The sequence below is a fragment of the Novosphingopyxis iocasae genome (assembly GCF_014334095.1).
Classification (GTDB): Bacteria; Pseudomonadota; Alphaproteobacteria; order Sphingomonadales; family Sphingomonadaceae; genus Novosphingopyxis; species Novosphingopyxis iocasae.
On record NZ_CP060495.1, the window covers coordinates 2,293,536 to 2,305,983 of the forward strand.

The 12,448-nt window shown below is 65.3% G+C and carries 10 protein-coding genes; 4 read left to right on the plus strand and 6 right to left on the minus strand.

The annotated features are described in order from the left end of the window. Positions 1-36 precede the first annotated feature (36 nt). The 6 genes from H7X45_RS10960 to H7X45_RS10985 form a co-directional block, all read right to left on the minus strand. Positions 37-948: a GAF domain-containing protein gene (locus tag H7X45_RS10960; protein ID WP_246449441.1), complete on the minus strand. Its 912-nt coding sequence runs from the start codon at positions 946-948 to the stop codon at positions 37-39. A 91-nt stretch (positions 949-1,039) separates the two neighbouring features. Further along, positions 1,040-2,506, minus strand: a complete 1,467-nt coding sequence (locus tag H7X45_RS10965; RefSeq protein WP_187334907.1) for an efflux transporter outer membrane subunit — start codon at positions 2,504-2,506, stop codon at positions 1,040-1,042. Positions 2,507-2,514: 8 nt separating this feature from the next. Then, the gene (locus H7X45_RS10970; RefSeq protein WP_187334908.1) at positions 2,515-3,471 is read right to left on the minus strand and encodes an efflux RND transporter periplasmic adaptor subunit; all 957 of its coding nucleotides are present in this window, start codon (positions 3,469-3,471) and stop codon (positions 2,515-2,517) included. 12 nt (positions 3,472-3,483) lie between these two features. Next, a complete protein-coding gene (locus tag H7X45_RS10975; protein WP_187334909.1) occupies positions 3,484-3,702 on the minus strand; it encodes a DUF1656 domain-containing protein in 219 nt (72 codons plus the stop codon). Continuing rightward, on the minus strand, positions 3,699-5,771 hold the full coding sequence (locus tag H7X45_RS10980) for an FUSC family protein (protein ID WP_187334910.1): 2,073 nt from the start codon (positions 5,769-5,771) through the stop codon (positions 3,699-3,701). The genes H7X45_RS10975 and H7X45_RS10980 overlap by 4 nt, the downstream gene beginning before the upstream one ends. Before the next feature lie 134 nt (positions 5,772-5,905). Beyond that, positions 5,906-6,547, minus strand: coding sequence for a TetR/AcrR family transcriptional regulator (locus H7X45_RS10985; RefSeq protein WP_187334911.1), 642 nt, complete (start codon positions 6,545-6,547; stop codon positions 5,906-5,908). 62 nt (positions 6,548-6,609) lie between these two features. Between H7X45_RS10985 and H7X45_RS10990 the strand changes: the two genes are divergently transcribed. The 4 genes from H7X45_RS10990 to leuD are packed head-to-tail and all read left to right on the plus strand — an operon-like array spanning position 6,610 to position 12,318. Next, entirely contained in the window at positions 6,610-9,222 is a 2,613-nt protein-coding gene (locus tag H7X45_RS10990) for an alpha/beta fold hydrolase (RefSeq protein WP_187334912.1), read from the plus strand. Positions 9,223-9,233: 11 nt separating this feature from the next. Next, positions 9,234-10,307, plus strand: a complete 1,074-nt coding sequence (locus H7X45_RS10995) for an isocitrate/isopropylmalate dehydrogenase family protein (RefSeq protein WP_187334913.1) — start codon at positions 9,234-9,236, stop codon at positions 10,305-10,307. After that, positions 10,304-11,704, plus strand: coding sequence for a 3-isopropylmalate dehydratase large subunit (gene leuC / locus H7X45_RS11000; protein ID WP_187334914.1), 1,401 nt, complete (start codon positions 10,304-10,306; stop codon positions 11,702-11,704). The genes H7X45_RS10995 and leuC overlap by 4 nt, the downstream gene beginning before the upstream one ends. Further along, positions 11,701-12,318, plus strand: a complete 618-nt coding sequence (gene leuD / locus H7X45_RS11005; protein WP_187334915.1) for a 3-isopropylmalate dehydratase small subunit — start codon at positions 11,701-11,703, stop codon at positions 12,316-12,318. The genes leuC and leuD overlap by 4 nt, the downstream gene beginning before the upstream one ends. Positions 12,319-12,448 lie beyond the last annotated feature (130 nt).

Here is a 12,448-nt window from a genome sequence, read left to right on the forward strand (position 1 = left end):
TGTCTCGCTATCGAGACAGATCGGACTATCGACCCGTCAGCCGCGCGAAAGGCCGGCCTTTTCCATGCGCCGATAGAGCGTGGCACGGCCGATGCCGAGCGCCTTGGCGGCGCGTGTGGCGTTGCCGTCGGCCGACGCCAAAGCGCGCCGCAGCACCGCCCTGTCCGAGTCGCGGAAGCTGTCAGGCGCCGCTCCGCCCAGAATGTCGGACGCGCTGCGGCAGGCGGTCAGGCAGTCGTCGGACAGGCTGAAGCGGCGGCGCGCGGCGTGCGTGGCACCGATCACCAGATCGTCGCGGTCCACCGCCAACAGGGCCGCATCGCCGCCGGGCAGGTTCGCATCGATGATCCGGTGGCCCTCGAAATATCGGCGGAAGACTCCGCTTTCGATCCGGCGCGCCGCATCCTGCACGATGTTTTGAACCAGCGCAGCCGTGGCCAGACTGTGGTCGTCCCGGCAACTCGAAATATCGAGCGCGCCCACCAGCCGCCCGCCTGCGTCGCGCACGGGCGCGTCCATGCAGCTGATGCCGATATTGCGGCAGGCGAAATGCTGATCGCGGTGGATGGTCACCGGGCGGCCTTCCACCAGGCAGGTGCCGATCCCGTTCGTGCCCTCCCGGCTTTCGCTCCAGATGCCGCCGGGGGTGAGGCCCACCTGATCGAACATATCGCGGTCCCCCTCCTGACTCCGCGCCTCCAGGATCACGCCGTCATTGTCGGACAGCATCACGGCGCATCCGGTAGCCGCCACGGTCTGGAACAGCTGGTCGAGCAGCGGACGGGCTACTTCCAGCATGAGTTCGTGGCGCCGCTGCCGCTGCATCAGATCGCTTTGAGACACGAGTTCCGGCTTTTGCGCGGCCCCGGCGTCGAGACCGTGCTTGAGCCCGGACCGGCACCAGCTGGCCGCAACCAACGACTGCGCGGCGCGCGTCGTTGAGCTCAAGACCCTCTCCACATAGTCCCGATGTCGCTCGGCCATAGAACAGGCATAGCGCAATTTCGCCCATTTGGCGACTGCACGAGAATCGCCGTTCTTATGGCTGCTGGATCACCGGTGTCAGGGGTTTGCGGATGATCGCGGGCGCATCGCGCCATCCGCCGCCCAGCGCCTCGAACACGCGCACCTGATCGGTGGCGACCTGCGCGCGCGCGCTGGCGAGTTCGGTCTTGGACTGGATCAGCGTGCGCTCGGCATCCAGCACATCTAGGAAGCCGGCGACCCCGCCCTTGTAGAGCCGCCGGACGTTGCGCGCAGCCAGCGCCGCATCCTCCTCCGCCAGCCGCAGATCTTCCGCCCGGTCCAGATCCTGCGCCAGGCGGGCCATGCTGGTTTCCGTCTCGCGCAGCGCGGTCAGCACGGTGCCGTCGAAATCGGCAAGCCGCGCTTCTGCCTGCGAATTTGCCGCAGCGAGCTGCGCCCGTGCGACGCTGCGATTGGGGAAGGTCCAGGTAAGTAGCGGACCGATGCTCCAGCGAAAGGCGCGATCGCGCACGATATCCTCGATCTTCGTCGCGGTGGTGCCGATCGATGCGCCAAGGCTGATCGAGGGATAGAGATCGGCCGCTTGAACGCCGATCTGCGCGATCGACTGGGCCAGCCGCCGCTCTGCTTCCCGCACGTCCGGGCGGCGGCGCAGCAGCGCGCGTCCGTCCCCGGTGGGGATCGGATCGGCGAGAATCGGAGGCTCGGTGCAAGCCGCCGCCGCGCTCGGCTCGTTCTCGGGCAGATCGCCCGTCAGCGTTGCGAGCCGCAGCAGCGTGCTGCGGCGGTCGGTCAGCAGCGGCGGCAGCGATGCCTCGGTCTGGCGCAGCAGCGTGCGCGCGCGCACCACATCGTTGCGGCCCGTAATCCCCGCAGCGAAGCGCCGCTGCGTCACGTCCAGATTCTGCTGCGCCCGGCCGATCGCCTCCTTCTGCACCGCGATGCGCAGATTGGCCGAGCAGCTGTCGACATAAGCGAGCGTCGTCTGCGCAGCGACATTGACGCGGGCAAGATCGAGCGCCGCCAGCGCAGCTCCGGCATTGGCGTCCTGTGCCTCGACTCCGCGCTTCAGCCGCCCGAACAGGTCGAAATCGTAGGAGATCATTTCGCCCGCTTTATAGACGGGCCCCGGATCGAGCGCTTGCGGAGCGCCCACGGCATCAGCGGACTGCTGGCCATAGGTTGGGTTGACGCTGAGCGATGTCTCCGGAAGCCGCCGCGCATCCGCCGCCCCCAGCAGTGCCAGCGCACGGGCCAGGTTCGCCGCCGCCGAACGCAGATCGGTGTTGTGGACCAGTGCTTTTTCGACGAGCGCATCCAGCGCCGGATCGCGATAGAGCTGCCACCAGTGGTCGGGCAGCGGCTGGCTGGTGAAGGCCGGTCCATTGTCGGACAGCTCGGGTGCCGGAGCCTCGCCGGTCAGCACCGGCGGCGTGCGATAGTCCGGCCCCGCCGTCTTGCATGCGGCCAGCGAGAGCAGCGCCGAAGCGGCCACCATCGCGGAGAGAATCTTCTTCATTGCCGCGCTCAGTCAGCCAAAGGCGGCTGGCCTTGGCGCAGCGTCGTTTTGGGGCGGGCGGGCGTCACGGGACGGCCCACCGTGCGACGCGGCACGGCGGTCGGCACGATGGTGACCGACGCCGTGCGCCCCGCGATCAGCCGCATATCGCCCGGAATCCGGTCGATTACGATGCGCACCGGCACGCGCTGGGCCAGGCGGATCCAGCTGAAGGTGGGCTGGATATTCGGCAGTTCGTTGTTCGAAGGCTGGCTCTCGCGGTCGTCGATCCCGCCGCTGATGCTGTCGACATGGCCCAGGATCGCGCGATCGTCATTGCCCAGCAGCGTGACGCGCGCCTTGTCCCCGATCCGGAACTCATCGAGCTTCGTTTCCTCGAAATAGCCCACCACATAATAGCTGTCGGTATCCACCAGAGCGAACACCGGTTTGCCGGTCTGCACATAATCCCCCGGCCTGAGGCCGAGATTGGTGACGAGCCCGTTGACCCGGGCGCGCACGGTCGCGCGGTCCAGATCCAGCTCGGCCATCTCCCGATCGGCAATCTTCTGCCGCAGGTCCGCGCGCGCCAGTTGCACCGCCGTCGCGCGCTGATCGCGCACTTCGGCGGACACCAGATCGCCAAGCGACTGATAACGGGCCGAATCGCGCCGCGCATTGGCAAGCGAGGCGCGCGCATTCTCGATTCCCGCATCGACCTGCGCCAGTTTGGTCTGGAAACGCGCACGGTCGATCACGAACAGCGGGTCTCCGGCCTTCACCGGTTGGTTGTCGCGCACCAGCACGTCGGTCACGATTCCGGATACATCGGCGCTGACTTCCACCACATCAACGCGCACCTTGCCGTCGCGCGTCCAGGGATCGGTCTCGTAATAGCGCCAGATCCAGACGACCGCCGCGATGGCGAGCGCCACCATCAGCAGGGTCAGCAAAATGCGGCCGATATGGGGAACCAGGCGGGTCATCCGAACCGCGCCTTAGCCCGAAGCAACGGGGTTAGGAAATAGCGCAACGATGGCGCCCGTCAGGATCAGGAACAGCGCCAGTTCGAAGAGCGGGCGGTTCCAGATGAAACGATAAAGCCGCAGCCGTGCGAGCAACCAGGACAGTAAGCCCGCAAGCAACAACCCGCCAAGAACCGCCGGGACGATGGTGGAAATGCTGACCGTATCGCCGATGAGCCATTGGGTCGTCATGCGCCCCCCGCTCCTTCTTCGGCAAAGGGCGTAACGCTGGGCGCCAGCGCGATGGTGAGCCCCACCAGCGCGCGCAGCCTCTCAGGCTCCTTCGTGCCGTGCGAGTGCACCACGTCGCGAACCAGCTGCCGGGACAGCTCCAGCGGTTCGCGAGCCAGCCGGTCGCCGATCCTGAGCTGGCGGAATTCCTCGGCGATGCTTTGACGCAGCCGCCCGAAACGGTCCGCGAAATCGGGCGCGAACGCCTGATCCTGATTGCGTAGCGTCAGGAGGTTCAGCCCCACGCGCAGATCGTCGATCGCATCGACATGCTTCAGCGGCTCGCCGTCTTCCAGCATGTCGATCTCCGGCAGCGCCAGCGCCAGGCGATCGATCGTGAGCAGCAGAAAGCGGTTGCGGTCGGGCACGCGGCGCGCGGTGGCGAGATCGGCGATGTCGGTCCAGATCGCCCGGACCTGCCTTCGCGCCAGAAAGCGCGACCGGTTGTAGCTGAGGAGATGCAGCGAGGCGGCGGCGAAGGATACGCCCGCCCCGGCTGCGCCGAGGCTGAGCAGCGAACGCTCGAAATCTGCAGAATAGGCGTTCTGCAGGCCAAGAAATGCAAACCCCAGCACGCAGATGAGCAGGCCCGCGATCGTCATCGAATAGACCATGCCGAGCGGGAAGAGGGCAAGCGCCAGCACCGCCATCAGCGGCACGAAACTGCTCACCGTGGGAAGCACCGCGAAATTATAGGCAAAAACCAGCGCAAATGCGCAGGAAAACCACATCACCAGCCCGATCACCGAGCGCATCTGCTGCGGTTTGCCCAGGATGAACACGCAGGACAGGAAGGCGAACAGCAGCGCGCCGCCCCCGCTCGCAAAGGCCGTCCAGTACCAAAGGCCCGCGACCCCGAACAAAGCGAGCGCCATCGGCGCGATGTCCCGCAGCGTGAGCAGATAATCATAGGCGCGCACGGGCCGGGCGGCCTTTGCATCCTCCAGCAGATGCCGGGGAAGCGCCTCATCCTGCCGGATCACCGCGATGAGCTTTCGAAAATCGCCCCAATGCCGCACGAACTGGGCGAGGCGGTCGCAATAGCCGATCTGGACCAGGCCGTTCCAGTCGGTGCGCTGCGCGAAGCGCTCCGCCGTCCGGTCGATCATGGTCAGGCAGTCCGCCTGCGTCCGCTCATCCTCCTCGTTCAACCAGCGCGCCACCGCGCCGATGGTGACCGCCAACGCCGGATCGGGGCCCCCGCCCTCGCGCAATTCCACGGTCCAGTCCTCCAGAGAGGCCATGTCCGAGATCAGATACATGATCGTGCGGCGCAGAATGTTGACGTCGCGGCGGCGCGGCGGCCGGTCCACGATGTCATAGGGCAGCTGGATGGCGAGCTGATCGAGATTCTGTACCGCGCCCACGAGACCCCGCAGCCGCTCCCGCACGTGGACCCGCTCTTGCCCGGGGTCCGAACCGCCATCGACGCGGTTCAGAATGTCGGTCACCCAGCCGCGCGCCTTCTGGCGCCAGTCCTCCATATCGCTTTCGAACTGCGGCATGATGCGGGTGGGGGAAATCACGCTGTCGACTGCCGCAACGGCGAGCACGGCGAGCGTGATTTCCGCCACCCGCGCCGCGGTGAGATCGAAAATCTGGTTTGGCTGCATCAAATTGTTGAAGGCGATGAAGCCGGCGGTCAGGCCGATCGTGAACCAGGTATAGGCGCGCGGCGTCCGGTCGATCATCCGGCCATAGACGGACGCCAGTACGATCAGAATCGCGACGAACACCAGCATCGCCTCATGATCGGCGAACAGCGCCACCGCCGCCAGCACCGCGGCGCCGCCCAGCACGGTGCCCACCACACGATAGATCGCCTTGGTCCGGATCGCACCCGATTGCGGCTGCAGCATCACGATATAGACGGTGAGCGCGGACCAATAGGGATTGGCGAGGTTCTGGCTGAAGCCAATGAACAGCGCCAGCGTGGTTGCGATCAGCGCCTTGGCGGAGAAGATGGCATCGGATTTGGTCGGCCAGCGCAGCGCCTGCCATACTCCGGCGGGACTGAGCGGTGCTGCCACCTCGCTGTTCCTTCCGCTGCCCCATGCGAGCTTCAGGATCGAAGACCGCACCCACAAACTTGCCTATGCCGCTTCAGCGCGCGCCACAACCGAATTAGGATGGGGAGCGGAGTCCTTCGGGCTGCAGGAACAACCTATCGGGCGTCTTCGGCTATCAGGAGCCGGCAAAACGGCATCGCGATTGCCACCAGATCAGTAATGGGTTCTTTGCATCCACGGGCGATCCAGCTTCTCGCAATCGCCAGAAGTCCGTGCATGGTGCCTGTTTCGCGAAGGGAGCGCGCCTCTGTATCGCGCCATTCGGGATCGAGGGTTTGCGCAAGCAATCGGGCGAATTTCGCAAGGCCCTGTTCGAATGCCGTATCGACGGCGGCGCTGATCCCCGACATCTCCGTCACGAACACGCGAGCGGCTGCGGGTTTTTCGCGCAGCAAGGCGTAATATGCGCTGAGCATGGCCTCCAGACGCGTTTCGGGTTCCGCGTCGTCCAGTTCGGATGCCGCGGCCTGCACGGTCTCGAGAGCGATCTGGGTGACCGCTTCATAGGCCGCGATCAAAAGCGCCTCGCTGTTCGCGAAAGATTCGTAGAAATAACGCGGGGTCAGGCCGGCCGTCCGGCATACGTCCGCCACCGTGGTGTGGCGAAAACCCTGTTCGCCATAGGTATCGACGGCCGCCCAGATAAGCCGCTCCTGCCGCTCCGCCTGTCGTTCGCCCGACGACTGCCCGCCATAGGTCCGGCCCTGTCCGGTTCCGCTTGTCGTCGCTTTCGCCAAGTGATAACGTCCATTTCCAGATGGGAATCGATCTCGCCTCCTCTTGCCGATGGAACCCGAAAATGGCCAGTGCTACCGAAACATCCCCTTCCCCCGCTTCCACCGATAGCGGCAGCGCAATCGAACGGTTCGATGTCCTGATCGTCGGCGCGGGGCTTTCGGGCATCGATGCGGGCTACCGCGTTTCCACCGAATGCCCGAACAAGAGCTATGCGATCCTCGAAGCGCGCGATGCGATCGGCGGGACGTGGGATCTCTTCCGTTATCCAGGCATCCGATCGGATTCGGACATGTACACGCTGGGCTTTCCCTTCCACCCCTGGCCGAGCAATCAGGCCATCGCCGATGGCGAGGCGATCCGCGACTATATCGTCGACACCGCGCAAAAATTCGGGATCGACCGGCATATTCGCTTCGGTTGCAAGGTGGTGGCGGCGCGCTGGTCCACCGAAGACGCCGAGTGGACGCTGGAGATCGATGAGAATGGCGAGAAGCGTCATGTCGCCTGCTCATTTCTCTACATGGGCAGCGGCTATTATGATTATGCGGGCGGCCATACGCCGCATTTCGAGGACGCGGCGACTTTCCGGGGGCAAATCGTCCATCCGCAGAAATGGCCCGAAAATCTGAATTATGCGGGCAAGCGCGTCGTCGTGATCGGCAGCGGCGCGACGGCGGTGACGCTGGTGCCCGCGATGGCGCAGACCGCAGAAAAGGTCACCATGCTGCAGCGCTCGCCGACCTATATCGTCGCACGCCCGTCGCAGGATGCCGTCTCCCGCTGGACGCACGAACATCTGCCGAAGCCGCTCGCCGACGGCATTACCAAGTGGAAGAGCGTCGGGCTCGGCATCGCGACCTATGGCTATGCGCGGCGCAAGCCGGCGAAGGTCAAGGCCGCCATCCTCGATGGCGTGCGCGCACAGCTTCCCGACGGCTACCCCGTGGAACGCGATTTCGAACCGTCCTACAATCCGTGGGACCAGCGCATCTGCCTGGTGCCCGATGCCGATCTGTTCGACACCATCCGCAGTGGCGATGCCGAAATCGTCACCGATACGATCGAGCGTTTCACGCCCGAGGGCATCGCATTGACTTCGGGCAAGGAATTGCCCGCTGACATCATCGTCACCGCTACCGGGCTCACGCTCACCATGGTGGGAGGGGTGGAGCTGTACGTGGACGACGACCGCGTCGATCCTGCCGACCGGCTGGTTTATAAGGGCATGATGCTGGAAGGCGTGCCGAATATGGCGCTCGCCTTCGGATATACGAATGCCAGCTGGACGCTGAAATGCGACCTGTCAGCGCGCCATGCCTGCCGGTTGATCAATTATCTCGACGCGCACGACAAGGTGGCCTGCCTGCCGCGCCGCGCGCATTCGGGGATCGAGCCCGAGCCGATGCTGGACTTCAGCTCCGGCTACGTTCAGCGTGCGGCAAATGTGCTGCCGAAGCAGGGATCGGAAGCACCGTGGAAACTGCACCAGAATTATGCGCTCGATCTCGCTTCGCACAAGCTGTCGCCCGTCGCCGACGGCACGATGCGTTTCATCGAAGCAGGGCAGGCGCTGGACGACGCGGTTGCGCCCAAGTCGAAGCGCAAGCCGATGGCTTTGGCCGCAGCCGTCGGGACCGCTGCGGTCGGCACCGCGCTGCTCACACGGAGTCAAAGCATGCATGACGAATCAACCGAGAATAGGGAAACGGCGTTGACCTCAGCGAAGCGGATCGGCGGCGGCGCTCTGCTGGCCGGGCTTGTGGGAGGTGCCGCTCTTGCCGGTTTTGCCGCCTTGGCCCGTTCGCGGGCGGAAGCGGCGGTGCCTGCCGATGGCCAGTTCGTCCGCGTAAACGGCAAGCGCGTGCATTACCGGGACGAAGGATCCGGCCCTGTGGTCGTGATGATCCATGGCCTTGCCGGACAGATGCGTAATTTCTCCTACGCGCTGCTCGACAAGCTGGCGAGCGATCACCGCGTGATCCTGATCGACCGTCCGGGGTCTGGCTATTCCGACCCGATCGACAGCGCCACGATCCGCAGCCAGGCGGCGCATATTGGCGATGCTCTGCAGGCGCTGGGTCTCGACCGGCCACTGGTGGTCGGCCACTCGCTGGGCGGCGCCGTTGCGCTCGCTCTCGCGCTCGATCGGCCGGACGCGGTTGGTGGTCTCGCTCTCGTGTCACCGCTCACCCACCCCTTGACCGATGTTTCGCCAGCATTCGACGGGCTGGCCATTGCCTCGCCCGCCGCGCGCTTTGCCGTGGCATGGACCCTGGCAGCCCCGATGATGATGATGCGCGGTGAGAAAGGGGCGCAGGCAGCGTTCGCCCCCGAACCGCTGCCCGGCGATTTCGCGACGCGGGGCGGCGGGGCCTTGCTGGCCCGCCCGGGCAATTTCCAGGCGGCAAGCGCCGACCTCAATGCCGCGCCGACAGATTTGCCCGGCATGGTATCACGCTATCCCTCGCTCGCGATGCCAGTATCGATCCTGTTCGGCCACGACGATCCGGTGCTCAACCCGGAAACGCAGGGGGAAGCCTTCGCGGCAGCCGTCCCCGGTGCCGATCTTACGGTGATCGATGGGGGGCATATGATACCGGTAACGCAGCCTGACGTGGTCGCCGACTGGATTCGCAAACGCGTCGGTAATTCCGGCGCTGGTAAAGCCGAGTGACACCCTCCGGCATGACGCGCGATCGGATCTGCGTGATCCCGGGGGAAGACGCCGCTGCCGAAGCGGTTATGCACGTTCTTGCCGTGTTGAAGGCACTCGATACCGGTCTCGACTGGCATGTGTGCGAGAACACGTCCACTATCGGAGAGGACGGCCGGCCGCAGCTGGCTGCCGAAGCGAAAGCGGCGATCGACAGCAGCCGGGCAACGCTGTTCGGGGCCACCGGTGGGCCCAATTCCGCCGCGCTGTTTTATCTACGCTGGGGCAAGCAGACCTTTGCCAATGTTCGCCCCACGCGGTGGAGCGAGGGCATGCCGAGCCCGCTGGCCAAGCCCGAGGGCATCGATCTCGCGATCGTGCGGGAAAACCTCGAAGATGCCTATGTCCTGATCGAAGGCGATCTGCCGCAGCTCGCCCCGCTGAAGCTCAGGAGCCGCACCGCCGGGATCGGCCCGGAAGCGATGGGCGAGGGGGCATTTTCGGTAAAGGCGATCACCCGCGAAGGCTCGCTCCGCGTCGCGCGCTTTGCCTTCGAACTTGCGCGCCAGCGCAAGGCCGCAGGCGGCGCGGGGCGGGTGACGGCGAGTGCGAAATACAACATGCAGCCGCGCACCGATGGCCTGTTCATCGAGTGTGCTAACGAGGTCGCGAACGACTTTCCCGATATCGACTTCGACGTTCTGATCGTGGACGATTGCGCCCACCGGATCGTGCGCGATCCGCAGCGCTTCGACGTGCTGTTATTGCCCAATCTCTACGGCGATATCCTGTCCGACGCGGCGGCGGGATTGACCGGCGGTCTCGGGCTGGCGGCAAGCGGCTGTTACGGCGCGGATTACGCCTATTTCGAGTCCGCGCACGGCACCGCCCCCGATATTGCGGGCAAGGGCATCGTGAACCCCGTCGCCACACTGCTGTCCGCTGCGATGCTGCTCGACTATTGCGACCGTGCGCTGATTGCAGCCTCGCTGCGCAAAGCGATCGACCGTCTGCATGAAGACGGCCGCGTCCTGACGCCCGATGTCGGCGGCATCGCCTCGACCGCGCAGGTCTGCGATGCCGTATTGGAGCATATGCAGATATGACGATGGACCAGAGCCTGTTCGAGAAACTCTGGGCGCTCCACCGGGTCGAGGTACTCGAAGGCGCCCGCGATCTGATCGCTATCGACCTGCATCTGCTCCACGACTTGAGTGGCCCCGGCGCGCTCAATGCGCTGAAGAAGCGTGGCATGGCCGTCGCCGCGCCCGGACAGACCTTTGCCGTTCCCGATCATGGTGTCGGGACCATGCCCGGGCGCGGGGACGACAGCAGCGAGGCGAGCCGCAAGACGCTGCAACCGCTGCGGCGCCTGTGCGCGGACATGGGCGTCACGCTGTTCGACCTCGACTCCGAAGAACAGGGGATCGTGCATGTGATCGGCCCGGAACAGGGGCTGACGCTGCCCGGGCTCTCGATTGTGTGCGGCGACAGCCATACCTGCACGCAAGGTGCCTTCGGTGCGCTCGCATGGGGAATCGGATCGACCGAGATACTCCAGGTGCTCGCCACGCAGATGCTGATCCTCGAAAAGCCGAAATCGATGCGCGTGACGATCGACGGCACGCTGGCGGACGATGTCGATGCGAAGGATCTGATCCTTGCGATCATCGGTCGCTGGAGCGCGGAAGGCGGGGCGGGTCACGTGATCGAATTCGCCGGGTCGGCGGTGCGGGCGCTCGGCATGGAAGCGCGGATGACGCTGTGCAATCTGGCGGTCGAATTCGGCGCGCGCTTCGGATTGATCGCGCCCGACGAGACGACCTTCGATTACCTGCGTGGCCGTCCTTTCGCGCCGCGAGGCGATGCTTGGGATACCGCGCTTTCGCACTGGCGCACGCTGCCCTCTGATCCCGACGCTCGCTTCGATGCGGAACTGCATCTCGATGCAAACGACGTCGTGCCGCACATCACCTGGGGCGTATCGCTCGATCAGGTTGCGCCTGTCACCGGAGCAATTCCCGAGGAGCCAAGCGATGCAGCGGGCGCCAAGGCCCACCGCCAAGCGCTGGATTATATGGGACTGGAAGCGGGCAGCAGGATCGCATCGACCCCGATCGACCGCGTCTTCATCGGTTCTTGCGCGAATGGAAGGCTGTCCGATCTCGAGCGGGCAGCGCAGGTCGTCGCCGGGCGGCGTGTCGCAGACGGGGTCGAGGCGTGGGTTGTTCCGGGATCGCGGTCCGTAAATCGCGCTGCTCAGGAGCGCGGTCTCGATGCCGTATTTCGCGAGGCGGGCTTCGAGTGGCGCGAGCCGGGCTGTTCGATGTGCTTGGCGATGAACGGCGATCAGGTCGCCAGAGGAGAGCGCTGCGTATCCACCTCGAACCGCAACTTCGTCGGGCGGCAGGGGCCGGGCGCCCGAACGCACGTCACCGGTCCCGCGGTCGCGGCAGCCAGCGCGATATTGGGACGCATCGGCACGCCGGGAGAGCTGGCATGAACGAGGCATACCCACCTGTGCTGGATTCGCTGGCGGTGGTTCTCCGGCTCGAGAATGTCGACACCGACGTCATCACGCCCATCGGTCGCGTGCTGGAAGGGCCGCAGGCGATCGTCGACTATGCGTTCGAACCGCTGCGCTTTGCCGATGACGGCACCAGGCGCGCCGACGATCCCTTCGCCGACCCCGATCGGCAAAATGCGCAGATCCTGATCGCCGGGCGCAATTTCGGTTGCGGCAGCAGCCGCGAGACGGCGGCGCAGGCGATCAGGGGCATGGGCTTTCGCTGCGTCATCGCGCCCAGCTTCGGCGATATCTTCTACTCGAACTGCCTGAAGAACGGCGTGCTCGCCATCGCGCTCAGCAGCCGGGAGGTCGAGCGGATCATGGACTCGGCGGACGAGCTTTCGCGGATCGTCGTGAGGCTGCCCGAACAGCGGATCGAGCTGGACGGGCATGTCGCCCAGTTCGAAATCGACCCCCTATCGAAGCGCATGCTCCTGGGCGGGATAGACGAGATCGGTTTACTGCAAGGTTACGCGGAAGCGAAGGCGGACTTCGATCGCGCAGATGCGGCGGCGCGGCCGTGGGTCCGCCCCCGCAAGCGCAAATAACAATTTCCCCAGGTTTTTCCAGCAAACCGGAATGGCAACGCAGCTTTCATTTCATGGCGAGCGACCATGTGGGTGTCTGTTTGCTTATCTCCAGCCATGGAAAGGCGGAAGCGGTGTCCGATGCACAGCG

Excerpts from the sequence above, each read along its gene's own strand:
- H7X45_RS10975 (WP_187334909.1), bottom strand. The coding sequence starts at position 3,702 with ATGACGACCCAATGGCTCATCGGCGATACGGTCAGCATTTCCACCATC.
- leuC (WP_187334914.1), top strand. The coding sequence starts at position 10,304 with ATGACGATGGACCAGAGCCTGTTCGAGAAACTCTGGGCGCTCCACCGG.
- H7X45_RS10970 (WP_187334908.1), bottom strand. The coding sequence starts at position 3,471 with ATGACCCGCCTGGTTCCCCATATCGGCCGCATTTTGCTGACCCTGCTG.
- H7X45_RS10990 (WP_187334912.1), top strand. The coding sequence starts at position 6,610 with ATGGCCAGTGCTACCGAAACATCCCCTTCCCCCGCTTCCACCGATAGC.
- H7X45_RS10965 (WP_187334907.1), bottom strand. The coding sequence starts at position 2,506 with ATGAAGAAGATTCTCTCCGCGATGGTGGCCGCTTCGGCGCTGCTCTCG.
- H7X45_RS10995 (WP_187334913.1), top strand. The coding sequence starts at position 9,234 with ATGACGCGCGATCGGATCTGCGTGATCCCGGGGGAAGACGCCGCTGCC.
- leuD (WP_187334915.1), top strand. The coding sequence starts at position 11,701 with ATGAACGAGGCATACCCACCTGTGCTGGATTCGCTGGCGGTGGTTCTC.